Genomic DNA, 18,003 nt, shown 5'->3' with positions numbered 1-18,003 from the left:
ACCCAATATGAAAACGAAACGACTTGGCAACAGTGGTTTGTTTGTCTCTGAAATGTGCCTAGGCACTATGACCTTCGGCGGCTCGGAAGGTTTATGGGGCATGATTGGCCAATTACGACAGCCCGAGGCCAACACCCTAGTGCATACCGCCTTGGATCAAGGCATTAACTTTATCGACACCGCCAATGTCTACGCCCAGGGAGCCAGCGAGGAGATACTGGGTGCGGCCATCAAATCGGCGCCGGTGGCGCGCGAAGATGTGGTGCTGGCCACCAAAAGCGGCGGTGTGATGGGCAGCAGCCCCAATGCCCGCGGCGCATCCCGGGGCCATATATACCAGCAGGTGCACGCCAGCCTAAAACGCCTGAACACTGACTACATCGACCTCTATCAAATTCACGCCTTTGACCCCGCCACCCCCATGGAGGAAACCCTGCACGCGTTACATGACCTGGTACAACAGGGCCACTTGCGTTACGTGGGTCTGTCTAACTGGGCGGCCTGGCAGATCATGAAAGCCGTGGGCATTACCCAGGCGCGGCAGCTTATGCCCATTACCTCTCTGCAAGCGTATTACACCATCGCCGGCCGCGATCTGGAGCGCGAAGTTGCGCCCATGTTGCAGTCCGAAGGCCTAGGTTTAATGGTATGGAGCCCACTGGCTGGAGGGTTTCTTTCCGGTAAGTACGATCGTACCGGCAAGGCCCAGGACGGCCGTCGGCAGAACTTTGATTTTCCACCGGTCAACAAAGAAAAAGCCTACAACATTATTGAAGTGATGCAAGGTATTGCTGCCAGCAAAGACTGCAGCGTGGCTCAGGTTGCCCTAGCCTGGTTGTTACATCAGCCAGTGGTGACCAGTGTTATTGTCGGCGCGAAGCGACAGGATCAATTACTGGATAACATCGGCGCGGCCAACATCGCACTAAGCGCAGAGGAGCTGGTTCAATTGGATACCGTTGGTGCCTTACCAGCGGAATACCCTGGCTGGATGCTCAAACGCCAAGGCGAATACCGAGATCACTTTTTGCAAACGCAATAAGCCGCTGCCTAAACGACAAACGCCCGGCAAGGCCGGGCGTTTGTCGATAAAGAATGATTACTAAATCATTAAAAGATCAACCAGTTTTATTTAGCGCGTCTGTTTCCGTTATTTTTCCCCAAAGTTACTGGGCCAAAGTTAATGGGCCAAATTTACTTCACCGGTTTGCTTAATATTCACCGGCATCCGCCAGCCGGATAAACCCAATTTACCAGCCAATTCGTAATTTAACAGGCTAGTGCCAGCACTGAGCGAGGCCAATAAGCGAGCCACGGAAATTAAGTCCGCCGTAGCGGTAATGGTAATTGGCGTATCCGAGTAAGCCGGCAACGTAGGAATCTGATTGTTAGCGCCGGTCAGCACTTTTTGGCCATTTAAGCTCAGAGCATAGTTCATACCCTTAACCGGCAACGCCACGCCATTGGGGTTGGTAACCACTAGGCCAATCTCAATACCCTGGCTTAGGGTTGTGGATTTACCCAAGCCGATTGAGGTGACTTTAATGGAGGGTTTTTCCAACCCCGGCACCAACGAAGCACAGCCCGCAAGGCTTACCAATAAAACCATCGCCCACCCAGCCAAAGCTAGGCGGCGATTCAATAGAGTATTAAAACAGTGATAGAGCACGGTAGATTCCAGCGAAAATGAACATGATGAGTAAACACGATAGTTGCTTGGCACAGTATCGCTGTTTAGCTGAATAGGGTCTAAATCCCGGCCGTGCTACACGGTTTTCATTTCGGCAATAATATCGGCCAGGCGACGTACGGCGGCTTCCGACTCCTGCGGGTCAACCACCGCATTGGGATTACCAAAGTCGCCGTCGGCCTGGGCCTGCACCAAAAGGCCATCGCGGCGAGGGTAAACCGAGACCTGTTTATCCCAAAACCAAATGCCGTAGTTAATCTCTGGCTGTGGTATCAACTTACAGGTTTGGCCGCGCACCGGGGTGATGCTGTCATCGTTTAACAGTGCCCGGGCACCGTACCCGGTGCAATTGATAACCGTGCTTTCGTCCAGTGCGGCAAACTCACTGGACGAGGCAAAATCGGCGTTAATGATACGGCCACCATTTTGGTGAAAACGGTTTAGTAACAGCTCACTGTATTCGCCAATATTGAACATCAACAGTGGATGGCGCTTAACGTGTGCTGCGGCAAAAGGGTTAACCTTGTTGGGGATAGCAACGGGTTGGGGCGTAAGGCCGGGCAGCAAATCCCGGCTAAAATTCGGGTAGTCTGGCTCGCCGGCGGGTTCATGATGGACGCTTGAGCCAAACGGTACGTCCGATAAATTATAGATTTGGGTCCATTCAACTGGAGCTCCTTCTAACCCCAATAGGGTTTGAAAACGGCGGTAGGAAGTTTGCGCCATGGTTTTCCAACGCGCAGCGAAAGGCTCGGCATGCTGCAAACTCACAATACGAGAATCCGGTGACCAAATGCCTGTGGCGTACGCCGAGCGTACATAGGGCGGGCGCTCCTTGGCGTAAATGGACACGTCTAGTCCCCGGCGCTGGGCCTCGATGGCCGTGGTTAAACCAATGGCACCACAACCGATCACAGCCACCTGCTTAGCACCGGCATTGAGCGCGAGGTCTGTGGCTGCGGCGGCGGAGCCCCAGGATAACGACCAGCCACTGCCACCGTGGCCGTAATTATGCACCACGGTTTTGGCCGCCATTTTTTCTGCTTCTATGCGCGGCCCCATGGCTCGAAACGGCCGCGTACACACATTCATAGCAACAATACGATCCACCCTGGCATCGATCATCGGCAGCGGCGGGACTTTAACGCTTAAAGGGCTTTGTTGTGGGTTGCTCAGGGGAGTTGGCTTGGTGGCTGCTGTAGCACAGCCACCCAAGGCCAGGGAGCCGGCCATGGCCGATGCGGCGCGAATAAACTGTCTTCTTTCCATAGTTTGGTATCCCATTGGGTGTAAGCATTGGCTAGGCGTCCAAACATCCGTCCTGCTAAGCACCACAGTTAGATGTTTAGCGGCTTAGGTTCTGAGGTATGCGAAAAGCAAATTAGCTGCCAACCAGCGCCCACTCACAAGCGCAGGTTTTGGTGCCAGTTCTGGTTCAGTACACCAGCGTGAATACTTTGAGGTTAAAAAAAGAAGCCTTACCACCATCGGCGGTACACTGCGTGTGTGGCCCCTGTGCGAACAAAAATCGTAACTTTATTTCCACAGTGCAGACAACACGAGCGCAGCTTCGCCCTGCTTCCGCACCCCTGGACGAACCCAAAGTACCTGTCATCAATTGAATTTTGCCACCATCGCCACACAGCGTGGTGATCGTTAAAATGGCGGTCACCGCTCCAGCCCCTCGATCCATAGGCAATGCCATGCTCAATCATCAATTACACACCAATTTCCTCGGCCTTTTATGCACCCTGATTTGCCTAGCCGTCGGCCTTAATGACTACAGTAACCAATCCCCGATGCCGCCAACCAGTGGCTTACCAACCACCGAAGTGAGTGCACGCCAAGCCCATACCCAAAACAAGCATCAATCACAGGCCTACTGGCATGCCGTTAGATTTCGAATGCCACGGGATGAGCAGAGCCAGCCGGTGTGGGCCATGGACCTACTATTTAGCCGACCAAGTTGTTGAGCCCATGTTAACGGCTATGGCGGAGCCTATTGCGCTGTGGCGATTTCATCGCAGAGCCGGGCGCGACAAAGCCGGCCATCAATTCAGTTTTATGTTTTACACCGACGACGGCACCGCACAGCAGGTGTTTACCAGGCTTGAGCAACACCCGTTAGCAATCGCCAAGCCCGCCGGGCTATATAAGGTTCTCTATCAACGCCGAGCAGTTGCAGGCCACCAGTGATCAACGCCGGCATACAGCCATACAAGAGCATTGGCCTTACTACATGCTGAGGGTTAGCCAAATGTGGTTGGGGCTGGTGCGCAGCCTCAGTGACGAACAATTGCACAGCCAAACGTCACCCCAAAACCGCACAGAGCTAACGGAGCAAAGTTTTGATCAAACCCTGGCTCACTACCAAGCCGTAAACGAACACCTGGGGCAATTGTGGCGGGAACAGGGCCAGCACGCATTTTTGCATCATCTCAGTGCTAGCTTTGGTTACCAGCCGATCTTCTTCGGTAATTTGATTCAGTTTTAGCCGCGGGTAATGGGCCCAATTGAGACACCTTAAAGTCGACCAAAAAAACTCAATCAAAAAGCCCGTTGGTTCATTTTTGGTTCAGTCATTTAATGCGCTAATCAGCGCCCCAATACTAGCTTCAAAAGAGGCTTTCCTGGGCAATAATAGGCTACCTAATATCGGTAGCTTTCAACCCTGAGTGGTGAGGAAAACAACATGCTAAAAACAATTCAAACCATTGCCTGTGCCATTACGGTGTTTCTATCGGCGCCGGCGGCTTTTGCCGATGAAATACAAACTCTGTTGTTTAAAGAGGTCAACGAAAGCCTGCTACGAGCTAACGAAGTTAAGGCCAATACCCTGGCGCCTACCAGTTACGGTAAAGCCGCAGACCTTTATCGTTCAGCCCAAGAAAAGTTCGATAAAAACGCCAGCATCGATAGCATCAAAAAGGATTTGGAATCCGCCAAAGCGCTGTTTGCCAAAGCGGCGAAAGCCTCTGCTATTGCTGATGTTACCCTGGTGGAATCCATCCAGGCTCGCAATGGTGCCGAAGCTGCAGAAGCGGAACAACATGCGCCAGAGCAATGGCGCGACGCCGAAGTTAAATTTGCTGAAGCGGCTAAACGATTGGAAGCTGGCAACAGCAAAAGCGCCGTTCGTATTGCCGAGAACGCCGAGGCCTTATACGAGGCAGCCGAACTCAACGCCATTAAAAATCATTACCTTAATAGCGCCCGCGACTTGGTTGCCAAGGCAGAAAAAGTCAAAGCCAATCGCTTTGCACCAGAAACCCTAACCAATGCTCAGCAAGCGCTCGCCCAGGCGGAAAAATCCTTGGATGAAAACCGCTACGATTTAGATCAGCCACGCGCCCTGGCCAAAGACGCCCTTTACCAGGCCGCCCACGCGATCAAAATCACCGAAACCGCCCGCAAGGTGGACGACGATGATTTAACAGTTGAGCAATTGGTGTTGGCCATGGAAGCACCGGTGCAGTCCATTGGTGATACCTTGGATTTAAAACTGGCGTTTGACGGCTCCCTAGAAGAGCCCATTGAGCCCGTTCAGGAAGCTATTAAAGTACTGCAAAAAGACTCCGCCGAGTTGGTTGAGCGCAACTCACAGTTGGTTGCTTTAGAAGCGCAAATGTCGGATTTGGAAAATCGTCTAGGCTTGCAATCCGACCGCCTAGCCCGGCAGGAAGAACGTGAGCAAAAAATTGCCTCGGTTGAAGGTTTGTTTACCGATGAAGAAGCCATTGTTTTGAAGAAAGGCGACAGCGTTATTCTGCGTATGATTGGCCTGAACTTTAAATCTGGCAAATCCAACATTGACGCGGAATACTTCGGCTTGCTGCGCAAGGTAATGACCGCCATAAATAGTTTCAGCAACCCAAACATTACCATTGAAGGGCATACCGACTCCTTCGGTAGTGATGACATCAACCTTAAGTTATCGTCCGAGCGTGCCGAGGCCGTGCAAACCTACCTGCAGACCAATATGGAGGCCGGCACTTTCAGTAAAATATTGGCCCAAGGCTATGGCGAATCGAAACCCATCGCCAACAACGAAACCGCCGACGGCCGCCGCAAAAACCGACGTATCGATTTAGTAATACAAGAGTAGTTCGGCAACCCATTTAAACCCCTTTTGACCGGCGCACTGCGCCGGTTTTTTTTGCCTTGGTTTTGGCTTAAGTAGCCGTGCAGAAGTTGACTATCGTTAAAATATAAGACTTTGATAACAAGGCCCAGGGGCAACTGCAAAACTTGGCCCCTAAAACCCGCCATGCGCTAAACTTACCTAAACGGCGCCAGTTGCGCTGCCCCAGAGATTAATAGCCGGGACAAAACCATCAACCGCCACACCATCCCAACACCACAACCTTTGGCTGGCTTTACTGCGAAAACGGCATCCCGGCCGGTTCGCGGTATTGCATGCCAATGGCTAACGGTGTTGATGACAGTGGGCGGTTTACTGTGTAGTAGCCACGCATCAATAGCTGAACCAGACGCCACAGCCAGCAGCCTCAACCGCTTTTTGGCCTACGAGCAACAGCTCAGTGTGCCACAATTGGGCTTTGCCCCCCTGCCAAGCCCCTTTGCTGTAGGCATTGCTTTAGTGCCCACCGGTGCGGCTTTCGGCAGTATCCATTACCAAGACCAAGTGGCATTACTGGAAGCCGTACAAGCGAATTTAGACGGGGCGAATTTTATTAGCCGCACCGAAATACTGCCGATGCACAGTGTGCAAAAATGCCAACACTTTGTCTGCTTCGCCCAGCTGGCCAAGCAATTTAACGTGCACGCCATAGCCCTAGTGAGCTACGACCAGATTATATTCCCAAGCCAACGTACCTCTGACGGGCAAACCAAAACCCAGCAAACCGCCTATTTAATGCGCCTGGACCAACAAATAACGATTGCCGGCGCTGCCAACGAAGTGCACACCAGCATTAACGCCAGTCTATTTAACGCCAGCAGCCAGCAACTGCTGCTGTCCGCCTCTGGTGCGCAAGTCGGCAAACCCAAGCTCGACGTGCCCCCCGGTGAGAATGCCGAACCCCTAAACTTTACCCAAGCCAAAAGCACGCTGCTACAAGACCTGGCCGATGGCCTGGCCCGCTCCGAAGACCATCTGCAACCCGAGCCTTCGGTGCCCTTACTGGAGCCGCCCCCCGTAATTACTGAGGATTTCGACGCAACGCCCGCCCCCGGCTACGCCGGCTTGCAGCCGCTATCGTCGGTCTCAGCCGCTATCCCAACCTCTACTTCTGCAATTTCGGAGGACGCAAGCGACAGCCCAGTACTTGTCTCATCCGAGGCTGCCGGCGGCTCCCAAGCCGGGCTTACAGAGGTGGTACCAGCACCGCTGATTAGCTCACAGCACTCTGATTCGACTGCCCCAGTAAAGCCGCTCGAGACAAAAACCACACCGGGCATTCCGGCCCAGGTCGATATTGGTATCAGTAAAGCCGACGGCAGTAAAAATGGCACCCCGGCGCCACTGCGGGTAGGCGACTCAAATACGCCCGCCAGCCGCGCCACATCTTTGCCGTCGCAAACTGCCTCGGCACAAACCACATTTAAACCAGTAGCAACTAAGGCAGCAATACCGAGCCAAGCAACAGCTGGCAAAGTCGGCCCGCCGGAGACTGATCAAAGGCAATACACCGGCAGTGCCAAGGTCGACGCTCCCAGTTTGAGTAATCCCCGTTCGCGTGATTCCGGTTTAAGTCATTCCAGTTCGACTAACCCCAGTTCAACTAGACCCAGCTCAACTAACCCCGGCACCAGCCCCAGCACCCACACTTATTCGTCCAGACCCGACCATATTGGAGCTATCGAACCTCCCCCGGTAGTTGGCTCTGCCAAACACTCACCATCGCTCGCCCCGTCGGCCACCGTATCTCCTTTGGCAACTGCACACGCAGAATCCACTGCACCACTACTACAAGATTTACCCGCCGAAACCGTTGAGACGGCCAACAACGGGGCAGAAGCCAGTATGGCCACATCTTCAGATTCCGTATTGGAAACCAAACAACTGCCCAGTAAAGAGTCCAAGCGCGGAGCCGGCAGCACCTCCCTAATGTGGCTAGCCGGCTTATTGTTATTTTCCATGCGGCGGCAACGCAGAACTAACATCCGCCGGCTTTAAAGTGGGCATTTCTGCTGGCTGGGCCTCCCGCTAATGCTAAAGAGCCATAGCTGCCGCTCCGCAAGCGAGCTATATTGACCGTCATATTGGATCAGCTCAGCCATTAGCTCAAACCATCAATTAGTTCACAATACCGGTTAGTTCATATTACCCGCTAGCTCAACCGTTTATTTAAGATTCAACACCAATCAGATTTACCACCGACCAGATTTACCACTAACAACAGGATTAGGATTATGTCTAACAGCAAATACGAAGAGGGTCTTAAAGTTCGCCGGGCCACCATGGGTGATGCCTTTGTTGATCGCGCCCTACAAAACACCACAGAATTTACTCGTCCGTTGCAAAATTACGTTACGGAAAATTGCTGGGGTGAAGTGTGGCAACGCCCTGGCCTGGATAAAAAAACCCGCAGCATGATCACCGTGGCAACCCTGGCCGCCCTTAAGGCGTCTACCGAGCTTAAAGGCCACGTGCGCGGTGCTCTAAACAACGGTTGTAGCGTGGAAGAAATCCAAGAAATTTTATTGCACAGTGCGGTGTATTGCGGCATGCCTTCGGCCATGGAATCGTTCCGCGCCGCCGGCGAAGTTATAGAGCAATGGCAGCAAGACAACGATTAAAGCTGACCAGCACTGGGCGGTTCCAACATCGAAACGGCAGCTCTGCCGTTTCGCAGATTCAAACCGAGAAAGGACAACGCTTATCACAGTGAAGGGATGCCACCAATCCAGTGCCTGCAAACACAATTCAAAACACAAGCGCCAAGCCACAACACCACCACCAGCTATAACCAAAGCCCGTGCTTTATTTAAACGCTATAAACGTCAAAACTAAATTAGCGCCGGCATATTGCCGCTCCCTTTAGCATTTTAATTCAATTTAATTTCAGCGTTGTGCCGAACAAAAACACACCACACCGTAAAGATGCGTTTACAAATGTAAACCATCAAAAACCTCTTGTTTTACAGCGTAATTTAAAATTTCTATGAATTAGCGGCGCATAATTGCGCGGCAATAAATCCTGTTGGTTTGTGAACGGCAATTGAATAAACATTTTGTTTTTACAAGTTGAGACAGGGTTAACAAAATTGGTTTTCCGATGAGATGGCTTACGCATTTTCTCAATTCTGTTTGGCTTACTCTAAAGCCTAGGAAGATTGCTCTACTAAGGTTAAAGAGCCAGCGATAAATAAGCGCTTGGCCGCACAGAGTACAATACGGAATTTACACAGATGTCTTTACATAACCTAATCAGCCAAAGCGCTACGCCAGTGTTGGTAGCCTGCCTACTGTTCACCGCCGGCTGCGAACAAGCCAAACAGGAGCCAGCTAGCCAAGCCGTTGCCGGCCAGCTCACCTCAGCCATGGTGAACGATGTGATCGCCGTCAGCGAATCCACCGCCGCCAGCGAGTTCTCCGTAGAGCAAGAGAGCAAAATAACGGTCGCTTTAAAACAGGCCTTTGCACAGCAGCCACAAAAAGTATTAGAGGCACTGCAACCTTACCTAAGCACCGCCGCAGGCCTAGCCGAGCCACAAGCCGGGCAAAGTAAAGCCCTGTTGCTGGACCAACTGTTCACCAAACTCACCCACGACACCGTGTTGGAATACCTAGCCCCCAACGGAGCTGCAGAGCTGCCCACCAACCCCAGTGAACTTGTTACCCTGGCGGAGCAACGGTTGGGCGATTTTAGCGCCGTTACCGAGGATTTACTGGCCAATCAAGATGTGCGCGGTTACATATTCACCAACCGAGCGCCTGCCAGCGAAGACATCGAAAACGCCATCCTCACCCTGCACGATCTCGCCTTAACCAATAAATTGGCAGGCAGCGCCAATGCCACCATCGGCGCGTCCTTCCAAGCGGCTGCTTGGTAAACCTGGCCGCCTACCGTCTTGATTGACCACCATTGACAGGCCACGCTTGAACGGGCCCTGTTTTAGCGCAAACCTAAAAATCAGCCGCCTTGGCGGCTGATTTATACAACCGTCCCGCTGGTACCCTACCGAGTCGTACCACCTCGTCGCACCACGCCAAAATAAACACCAAATTACACGTCATTGTAAAAACTACCAGCCCATTGCCTTAGCTCTTCGCCTCTTTGGAACCTCAGCCCCGCAAACTCGGTCACATTTATCATGTACGCGCTCGTATTTTAGGCAGCGCTGTGGGCACGATTTTTGTTAACCTAATACACGGGTTATGTAACGCAACATCCCCGCCGCCCAGTTCCCCAAAAACATTGACGTTAAGGCTAATTGGTTTATGCAGATTGATAGAGTTTTGCCACGGGTGTGTCGCTCGTGGGGTACAGCACTGTGTGTTTTACTGCTGTGGGCCAACCAAAGTGCCGCCCAGCCAAACAACCAAGGCCTGCCGGCCGATGAGCCCTTCAGCTATGCCTGGTTAAAAGGTTTTGCCCGCAACCAAGCGCAACAAGACTATGTAGACCACTCCAACGAGCTGCCAAAATCTCTACAGCAACTGACCTGGGACGATTACCAAGGCCTGCAATTTAAGGGCGAAGAAGCGCTTTGGTACAAAGACGACCTAGCCTTTAGAGCCGAATTTTTTCATCTGGGGTTATTTTTTAAGAGCCCTGTGCACGTCTATCACATCGAAGATGGCAAAGCGGCGCTGGTGGAGTATTCACAGGATCTTTTCAACTACGGAAAATCCGGCGTCAATGGTAAAAAGCTACCAGCGGATTTAGGTTTTGCCGGCTTCCGATTTAAATTTCAAACCGACTGGACCCGAGATGTAATCGCCTTTTTGGGCGCCAGTTACTTCCGCGCCGTGGGCAAAGAAATGCAATACGGTTTGTCTGCCCGTGGTTTGGCCATCGACACCGCCATGCCCAGGCCAGAGGAATTCCCAATCTTCACCCACCTGTGGTTAGAAAAACCCGCCGCAGACAGCGAAACGGCCACCGTCTACGCCCTACTGGATTCCCCCAGCGTGACGGGTGCCTACCGTTTTAATATTACCCCCGGCCACCGCTTAGTGGTTAAAGTGGACAGCGCACTCTACCCTCGTAAAGCCATTGAGCGCCTGGGCATTGCGCCGCTTACCAGCATGTACCAACACGGCGAAAACGACCGCCGCATGGCTTACGACTGGCGGCCGGAAATTCACGATTCCGATGGCTTAGCCATGCATACCGGCAGTGGTGAGTGGATCTGGCGGCCGCTGTCCAACCCGCGCCATTTACAATTTAATGCCTACACCGATAACAACCCCAAGGGGTTTGGCTTAATTCAACGCGACCGCGATTTTGACCATTACCAAGACGACGGCGTGTTTTATGAAAAACGCCCCAGCTTGTGGATTGAGCCCACCTCTAACTGGGGTGAAGGCTCCGTGCAACTGGTGGAAATCCCCACCGTGGACGAAACCTTCGACAATATCGTCGCGTTTTGGAACCCTGCCCAGCCGGTGGAGCCGGGCCAGGAGTTACTGTACAGCTACACCATGTACTGGGGTGGAATTCCGCCCGTGCAGCCGAAAAAAGCCAAAGTGGTAGACACCTTCACCGGTTTAGGCGGCGTAATCGGACAAAAGCGCGAATACTACAGCAAGCGCTTCGCTATCGACTTTGCCGGCGGCAACCTAGCCATGTTAGGAGCGGACACCAAAGTGAAACCCGTCATCACCACCAGCGCGGGCAAAGTTGAAATCACCTCGGCGCGGCCACAGCACGCCATCCAGGGTTACCGGGCAATGTTCGATTTGGTACCGCCCAAAGACAGTTTGCAGCCGATCAATATCCGCGTTCATTTAGAAGCCAATGGCTACCCACTAACAGAAACCTGGATGTACCAGTGGACACCGCCCCCGGAAGAGCAGCGCGAGCTGTATAATCAATAAGCTGTGCAACCAAACGACTAACCGTAATGAGCAAAGCAATTGTAGTGATGGGCGTTAGCGGCTGTGGCAAATCCAGCCTAGCCGCCGCCTTAGCCGAAACATTAGGCTGGAAGTTTGTGGAAGGCGACGCGCTGCATCCACCGGCCAACATCGATAAAATGGCCCGCGGCCAAGCACTTACCGATGCCGACCGCGCGCCGTTTTTGGCCAATGTTGGCCAGGCCATTGCCGCCGCTGCTAGCACCGGTGTGGTGGCCTCTTGCTCGGCTTTAAAAGTGGCGTACCGCAATCAGTTGCGCCAGCACTGCCCAGAAATCATTTTTATTTTGCCCAAGGTAAGCCAGGAAGAATTACAACGGCGAGTGCAGGCTCGCCCCAACCATTTTATGCCCGCCAGCTTGCTGGCCAGCCAACTCGCCACGCTAGAACCCTTCGCCGAGCACGAGGCAGCGATTAGCGTGGATGGCTGCTTACCCCTATCGCAACAGGTGCAGTACCTGCGGCAACAGTTATCGCTATAACAATTGACGCAATAGTAGCGCCGCACACGGCTGACCTAATCCGTACCAACGAGACTAACGATCACCGCTGCACGTAGCCGGCCCGAGCCGTAGCTGGCCATTTTTTCAAAATCTTGTTTGGCGATGGGTAAATATTGGCAATCTAAGGGGTGATCTTTTTCGGGTTCGTAATCCGGGTCTTGCAAGTAAAAGCACTCGTCATCCATGCCGGTCACCAAGACCCAGTGGGGCGCCTTTTTACCCGCCAAGCGAAAGGTACTGATTAATACCAACACCGCGCTGCCTTGGACCAAAGCCTTAGCCAAGCGTTGCTGATCAAAGTCTTGAAAATTCACCGGCACCTGGGCCTGCTGGCATTGGCTAAAAAACTGTTGGTGCACCGAGGTCATTATGTTTTTTTTATACTCCGACCTTACGCCTTCTATAAACAGCGGTTGCTCGGTATTCACCCACACCTGGGCGTTAAAACCGCGTTTTGCCGCCGCCAACGCCAAGCCAAAGGGATGGCAGCCGCCGTGGCCGGAGGTCATAAAAATGGTGGTGGCCTCGCGCCATAAATCCAATTCTAAGCTTTGGCTGAGTTCCAGCTCTGGCCGCAACCCAGCCATGGCCATCATCAATGCCGCCGGGCCACAGGTAAACTCTGTGGTTTGGGGATACCAGGGCCAGGCATGGGGTTGGGGGACCTGGGCAAAGCGGCGAATGCGCTTTTGCATGCGCAGTGCATCACTGTGATCTTGGTAATAATCGCTGTAGGCACCGAATATTTGGTAACCATTGCCCCGATACAAGGCAATGGCCGCGCTGTTGTTTTTTGCCACTTCCAAGCGTAAATACAAACAATGCCGAGCCAAGGCAGCGGCCTCCAGCTCTGCCATTAGCCCCACGGCCACACCTTGACCGCGAGCCTGGGGCTGCACCGCTAGCGAATACAACCGCGCCAGGCGAGTGCCCCGCCGATACAATACCAAACCATAGCCCAACAACATTTGGCTTTGATCCTGGTGTTGATCTCGATTATGAGTAGCAACAGCCACAAAAAGATCGGCATGCTCGGATAATAAATGGTGACGCAGACTGCGACGGCTCATTTTGTCGGATTGAAAACACGCCTGCTCCAGCCTTACCAGAGCTTCCAAATCCGCCAATTCGCCTCGGCGATATTGAACACTGGTCATCTCTGCGGTTACTTTTTTGGCTGTATCAAAATCAGTGGCCACGTAATTCAAACCGGCGTAAAAACTCGGCCATAATTTGCATATAGAGTTCTTTACCCAAATATTTATCTTCCACGCCCTGATCAATGCTGGGGTTATCGTTCACTTCCAAAACGTAGGCTTTGCCATTCACTTCTTTGATGTCGATACCGTACAAACCATCGCCCACCACCGCCGCCGCTTTAAGCGCTGCATCCAACACCTTACGCGGCACTTCGAAGGTGGGTAGAGCGTCAAAGCCGCCGGAGAAAAACCGCTTGGAACCGTGGTTGTAAATTTGCCAGTGATTACGCGCCATATAATAACGGCAAGCGTATAAAGCGCGGCCATTTAACACACCAATGCGCCAGTCGTATTCGGTAAATAAATATTCTTGCACTAAAACCAGCGCCGAGCCTTGTAACATTTCGCCGGCCACATCGATTAAATCCGCTCGGTTTTGCACCTTACGCACGCCGCGAGAAAACGACCCCTCCGGCATTTTTATTACCATGGGATAGCCGAAATCCGCTTCCAGTTGTGCCACGGTTGCGTCATCCAAAGCAGCGATAATGAGCGTTTTTAAACTGGGCACCTGACGGTAGTTAAAGGCATCGTGCAAAAACACTTTATTGCAGCATCGCAATATGGACGTTGGGTCATCAATCACCGCCATATCCTGAGCTTCTGCGGCACAGGCCAAACGGTAGGTATGGTGATCAATGGCGGTGGTTTCGCGGATAAACAAACCGTCAAATTGGCTCAAGGGGTTTATATCCTGGGCCGTTACCGGGTGCACTTGTATGCCCAGTTTTTCTCCGGCCTTAACAAACCGTTTGAGCGCGTTGGCATTACTGGGGCCGACGGCTTCGTCTGGGTCTACCAGCATGGCTAAGTCCCAGCGATATTTTTTGCTTTTACGGCGTTTGTTCCAGCCCTTGTTGGCGTGCTCGGCCAACACGGCCAATGCAAAACTGCGTTGATCCTCGCTCAGCTCGGCCAAACTGATGCGGCCAATCTTCACCCGGACTCCGGCGTTATCGACAGTGATATTAACCGTTAACAGTGGCGCCGGGTAATGGCCAAAGACTTCGGTGGCGATGGTTTGCTGTTGGGGCTGTTGGGCTTGGCCCATACACACCACAAAATCCTCGCAGGGATTGTCGGCAAAATAGTGCCGCGCACGCTCCGCCAATGGCAGCCAAAGATTACCTTGGTTTTCGCGCAGGGAATTAATCACTTTAAGCGTGGGCAACACCTGGTGCTGGCGGGCTTCGGCCAGTAGTGAGCAGTAATAGCCACCACTGAGGTAGCGCTCGGTATCGCACAGGTTAACCACCCGAATGGCCGGCTCACCCAGCTTGGGGTATTCATTAAGGTAGGATTTGAACGACGTAACAGAGAGCTCGGCGGACGATATAAGCGTTTCATCATCCACCACAAACAGAGTCATAACCACGGGCTGGGCCTTGTAAAAGAGCGGCCAGGAAACGGCCGCAAAACCGCGTATTTACAGTAAAAACCCGGCTCTCGCAACGATTATTAAGAGCCGCCCATGGACTTTTTTATGCGCTCTATTTATAAGCTTTTTTATGCAACACCGGGCATGGAAATGTAGCCAGGCAAGGCTTTGATACGCGCCATCCACTGGTTGATATTTTGGTAGGGTGTCAGATCAATGCCGCCCTCTCCCGCCACCGCAATGTAAGGGTATACCGCGCATTCAGCAATGGTGGGGCGGCCCATGGCCAGCCACTCATTACTTTGCAAATGTTGGTCTATCAACCCCAGAATTCGCTCGCTGATTTGCAAGGTGGTGGCCTTATCCAAATCGTAGCCAAACTTATCCACCAGTCGCGCGCTGTTAGGGCCGTAGTGGATTTCATTGCTCGCCACGGACAACCATTGCATCACGTCGCCCTGGGCGGCAGGTGCATCGGGCCACCAGGCGTGACCAGCGTAGGCACTGGCCAGGTACACCAGTATTGCCTGGGAGTCGCGCAGCACGGTGCCGCCATCTACCAGTACCGGTAGCTCGCCCCAAGGGTTGAGATCAATGACCGGTGACCGCTTGTGGTCACCGGCCAAAAAGTCCACCGGCTTTAATGTTAGGTCAATGCCGGCCAGGGCCGCCAACAGGCGCACTTTGTAGCAGTTGCCAGAGAGTTCTAGATCGTACAGTTCCATGGTGTGTCCTCGGTTTTTATTGTGGTTACAACAGTTGGTTGAATTCCAGAACATTGCCGTCTGGGTCTCGGATAAACATCGCCTTGCGGCGGCGTCCAATGGGGTGAATATCTTCGGTAATTACAATGCCTTCGCTTTGGCACCAGTGTTTTAACGCCACCAAATCGGTCACCACAAAGGCTGGGTGGGTGAAGCCCGGGTATTTGATGGGTTCATCTAACAGCACATTGCGATTTTCCTGTCGCCGGCTGCCGTTAAAAATCAGGTTAATCCGGATGCCCTGTGGGTTGGTCATTTCGTTGGCTTCAAACTGCGGTAGCCATTCGGTTTGCCGAAACCCCAGTTGCTGGTAAAAGCCCACCGCTCGGGCTCGGTCGGTTACGCGAATGCCAAAATGGTCGATGCCAACAATGGAGGGGGCAGTGTTCAAGGGCTTGCCTCATGGGGTGACTGTGGAGTAATTGGAGTATCCACTTTCCATATTTCGTAATAAATGCTGAAATATGAATAGGTTTATTGCGAAAAGCGTAAAGGTCTGCCGTGGACAAGTTCAAAGCCATGCGAATATTCACCACCATCATCGACCAGGGCAGCTTGAGTGCTGCCGCCATGGCTTTGGACCGCTCCCCGGCTGCCATTGCTCGCGGGCTGGCGGACCTAGAGCGACACCTGGGTGTGCGCCTGTTAAACCGCAACACGCGCAACCTCGCACTCACCGATGAGGGCAAAGAGTTTCTGTTCCGGGCCCGCCGAATATTGGCCGACGTGGAAGAAGCGGAACATACCCTGGATGCCAAGCGGCGCTCACCGGATGGCAACTTGAGAATCTCCGCCCCGGTGACCTTCGGTAGCCTGCATTTGGCACCGGTGGTGAGCGATTTTATGCAACAACACCCGCAAATGCAGGTTGAGTTGGTGTTGCTGGATAGACTGGTGGATATTGTGGAGGAAGGCTTCGACTTAGCCATTCGCATCGGAGAACTGGCGGATTCCAACTTGGTGGCCAGGCCCCTGGGCAAGGTAAGAACGTTAGTCTGTGCCAGCCCAATGTTACTTGAGCAATTTGGTGAGCCAAACACGCCCGCCGACCTAAAAGATTTACCCGCCGCCGTTTTTAGCCCTCAAGGCAAGCACTGGGCATTTAGAGAGAACAACTACAAAACCCTGCAAGCTGTGCGACCCGTGTTTCGCTCCAATCAAATCGGGGTGGTCCTGCAGGCGGGTATTGATGGCATTGGCGTGGTACAGTTGCTGTCTTACCAAGTAGCGCAGGCCATCGAGCGCGGGCAATTAATTCGTCTACTAAAAAACTTTGAAGCGCCGTCAATACCCGTACAGTTCGTGTACCCGCACCATCGCTTAGTATCCCACCGGGTGCGTGGTTTTATGGACTGGTCCGTGGGCTATTTAAGTCAGCGCTTACTTACCGCCAGCAACGTTATTTAATCACCGGAGAACTGGCCGGCCACCACATTTTCGATGAGCCGATCGGCACGGCCCACCACGCTGTCTTCCACAGTGCTGACGCCGCGGCTGGACAAATACAAACGGAAATTAAGATCGTCGCCTTCTAGAAGACGCGCCTGCAAGGATTTATTGACAAGGGCACTTTGCGCCAGAGGTTCAGGTAGCACGCACAGGCCTCGCTGCTGTGCCGCCAGTGTTAATTGGCCAGTGAGGTTATCCAGCTCAAACTGCAGAGTAAGTTCTATTCTGGAAACGTTGGCGGCTAGGGTAAGCTGCTGGCGCAAACCGTTATGCGGGCAGGGTAGAATCAATGGCACGTTGACCAATTGTTCGATATTAACGCTGTGGGCTTGTCCCAAGGTGTTTTCTAAAAATTTAGCGTCGCCCACTAACATCAGAGGGCCTTGGCAAACCAAACGCTGACGAATCACATCGTTAACGCAGGCTTGGTCTAACAGAGCAAAGTCCAATTTACCCTGGGTCAACCAATCGCACAGCGCCGGCGCCGGGCCTTCTTGTAAGCGCAAATTAACCTTGGGAAGTTGAGTTTCAAAGGCCTGTAAAAAAGGCGCCGTTAGCACACCCCCAAACCACGGGTGAACGCCCACAGAGACAGGCATTTCTACCCAGCTCATAAAAGAGCGGATATTCTCCACCGACAATTCAATTTCGCGCAGGGGGCCGGCCACGGAATTTAACAGCAGCGTGCCCTCCCGAGTGATTTGCATACCACGGCCAGTGCGAATAAACAGAGGGAATCCCAAATACTCTTCCAGCAAATTGAGCTGCCGGCTCAGCGCGGGTTGCGCCATTTGCAGTGTTTCAGCGGCTTTAGAAAGCGACCCATCCTGGGCAATTTGCACAAAAAACCGCAGCCTTTTTATTTCTATCATGTAACATCCCAGTATATGAATCCTATATGGCTGCCTTCAT

At 52.8% G+C, this 18,003-nt stretch carries 18 protein-coding genes; 10 read left to right on the top strand and 8 right to left on the bottom strand.

Annotation, left to right across the window (positions count from 1 at the left end):
* The first annotated feature begins 7 nt into the window (after window positions 1–7).
* Window positions 8–1,042, top strand: coding sequence for an aldo/keto reductase (locus ACGHM3_RS04300; RefSeq protein ID WP_345427560.1), 1,035 nt, complete (start codon window positions 8–10; stop codon window positions 1,040–1,042).
* Between the two features lie 138 nt (window positions 1,043–1,180).
* On the opposite strand, the gene ACGHM3_RS04295 is transcribed toward ACGHM3_RS04300, so the two are convergent.
* The 3 genes from ACGHM3_RS04295 to ACGHM3_RS04285 all read right to left on the bottom strand — a co-directional run bounded on the left by ACGHM3_RS04295 (window position 1,181) and on the right by ACGHM3_RS04285 (window position 3,395).
* Complete coding sequence (locus ACGHM3_RS04295) at window positions 1,181–1,609, bottom strand: LEA type 2 family protein (protein WP_345427563.1); 429 nt, start codon at window positions 1,607–1,609, stop codon at window positions 1,181–1,183.
* Window positions 1,610–1,765: 156 nt separating this feature from the next.
* Complete coding sequence (locus ACGHM3_RS04290; RefSeq protein WP_345427565.1) at window positions 1,766–2,959, bottom strand: FAD-dependent oxidoreductase; 1,194 nt, start codon at window positions 2,957–2,959, stop codon at window positions 1,766–1,768.
* A gap of 166 nt (window positions 2,960–3,125) precedes the next feature.
* A complete protein-coding gene (locus ACGHM3_RS04285; RefSeq protein WP_345427567.1) occupies window positions 3,126–3,395 on the bottom strand; it encodes a hypothetical protein in 270 nt (89 codons plus the stop codon).
* A 182-nt stretch (window positions 3,396–3,577) separates the two neighbouring features.
* Here ACGHM3_RS04285 and ACGHM3_RS04280 point away from each other — a divergent pair, with 182 nt between their 5' ends.
* The 8 genes from ACGHM3_RS04280 to ACGHM3_RS04245 all read left to right on the top strand — a co-directional run bounded on the left by ACGHM3_RS04280 (window position 3,578) and on the right by ACGHM3_RS04245 (window position 12,220).
* On the top strand, window positions 3,578–3,886 hold the full coding sequence (locus ACGHM3_RS04280; protein WP_345427569.1) for a hypothetical protein: 309 nt from the start codon (window positions 3,578–3,580) through the stop codon (window positions 3,884–3,886).
* Between the two features lie 43 nt (window positions 3,887–3,929).
* A complete protein-coding gene (locus ACGHM3_RS04275) occupies window positions 3,930–4,184 on the top strand; it encodes a hypothetical protein (RefSeq protein WP_345427571.1) in 255 nt (84 codons plus the stop codon).
* A gap of 198 nt (window positions 4,185–4,382) precedes the next feature.
* Window positions 4,383–5,795, top strand: coding sequence for an OmpA family protein (locus ACGHM3_RS04270; protein ID WP_345427573.1), 1,413 nt, complete (start codon window positions 4,383–4,385; stop codon window positions 5,793–5,795).
* Between the two features lie 261 nt (window positions 5,796–6,056).
* Window positions 6,057–7,829, top strand: a complete 1,773-nt coding sequence (locus ACGHM3_RS04265; protein WP_345427575.1) for a hypothetical protein — start codon at window positions 6,057–6,059, stop codon at window positions 7,827–7,829.
* 236 nt (window positions 7,830–8,065) lie between these two features.
* A complete protein-coding gene (locus tag ACGHM3_RS04260) occupies window positions 8,066–8,452 on the top strand; it encodes a carboxymuconolactone decarboxylase family protein (protein ID WP_345427577.1) in 387 nt (128 codons plus the stop codon).
* 612 nt (window positions 8,453–9,064) lie between these two features.
* Window positions 9,065–9,709 carry a hypothetical protein gene (locus tag ACGHM3_RS04255; protein WP_345427579.1) on the top strand — a complete coding sequence of 215 codons (645 nt, stop codon included), beginning with the start codon at window positions 9,065–9,067 and terminating at the stop codon, window positions 9,707–9,709.
* A gap of 388 nt (window positions 9,710–10,097) precedes the next feature.
* The gene (locus tag ACGHM3_RS04250; RefSeq protein ID WP_345427581.1) at window positions 10,098–11,699 is read left to right on the top strand and encodes a glucan biosynthesis protein D; all 1,602 of its coding nucleotides are present in this window, start codon (window positions 10,098–10,100) and stop codon (window positions 11,697–11,699) included.
* Between the two features lie 26 nt (window positions 11,700–11,725).
* Window positions 11,726–12,220 carry a gluconokinase gene (locus ACGHM3_RS04245; RefSeq protein WP_345427583.1) on the top strand — a complete coding sequence of 165 codons (495 nt, stop codon included), beginning with the start codon at window positions 11,726–11,728 and terminating at the stop codon, window positions 12,218–12,220.
* A 35-nt stretch (window positions 12,221–12,255) separates the two neighbouring features.
* On the opposite strand, the gene ACGHM3_RS04240 is transcribed toward ACGHM3_RS04245, so the two are convergent.
* The 4 genes from ACGHM3_RS04240 to ACGHM3_RS04225 all read right to left on the bottom strand — a co-directional run bounded on the left by ACGHM3_RS04240 (window position 12,256) and on the right by ACGHM3_RS04225 (window position 16,033).
* The gene (locus tag ACGHM3_RS04240) at window positions 12,256–13,398 is read right to left on the bottom strand and encodes a GNAT family N-acetyltransferase/peptidase C39 family protein (protein ID WP_345427664.1); all 1,143 of its coding nucleotides are present in this window, start codon (window positions 13,396–13,398) and stop codon (window positions 12,256–12,258) included.
* A gap of 31 nt (window positions 13,399–13,429) precedes the next feature.
* Entirely contained in the window at window positions 13,430–14,875 is a 1,446-nt protein-coding gene (locus ACGHM3_RS04235; RefSeq protein WP_345427585.1) for a RimK family protein, read from the bottom strand.
* A gap of 131 nt (window positions 14,876–15,006) precedes the next feature.
* The gene (locus ACGHM3_RS04230) at window positions 15,007–15,603 is read right to left on the bottom strand and encodes a glutathione S-transferase (protein ID WP_345427586.1); all 597 of its coding nucleotides are present in this window, start codon (window positions 15,601–15,603) and stop codon (window positions 15,007–15,009) included.
* Window positions 15,604–15,628: 25 nt separating this feature from the next.
* A complete protein-coding gene (locus ACGHM3_RS04225; RefSeq protein ID WP_345427587.1) occupies window positions 15,629–16,033 on the bottom strand; it encodes a VOC family protein in 405 nt (134 codons plus the stop codon).
* Window positions 16,034–16,143: 110 nt separating this feature from the next.
* Here ACGHM3_RS04225 and ACGHM3_RS04220 point away from each other — a divergent pair, with 110 nt between their 5' ends.
* Window positions 16,144–17,049, top strand: coding sequence for a LysR substrate-binding domain-containing protein (locus ACGHM3_RS04220; RefSeq protein ID WP_345427589.1), 906 nt, complete (start codon window positions 16,144–16,146; stop codon window positions 17,047–17,049).
* On the opposite strand, the gene ACGHM3_RS04215 is transcribed toward ACGHM3_RS04220, so the two are convergent.
* Window positions 17,046–17,963, bottom strand: a complete 918-nt coding sequence (locus tag ACGHM3_RS04215; RefSeq protein WP_345427591.1) for a LysR family transcriptional regulator — start codon at window positions 17,961–17,963, stop codon at window positions 17,046–17,048. The genes ACGHM3_RS04220 and ACGHM3_RS04215 overlap by 4 nt on opposite strands.
* Between the last annotated feature and the right edge of the window lie 40 nt (window positions 17,964–18,003).

The organism is Halioxenophilus aromaticivorans (genome assembly GCF_042850945.1).
GTDB classification, from domain to species: domain Bacteria; phylum Pseudomonadota; class Gammaproteobacteria; order Pseudomonadales; family Cellvibrionaceae; genus Halioxenophilus; species Halioxenophilus aromaticivorans.
Note: the sequence above shows the minus strand (reverse complement) of the source record. Positions and strands in the feature narration are given on the sequence as shown.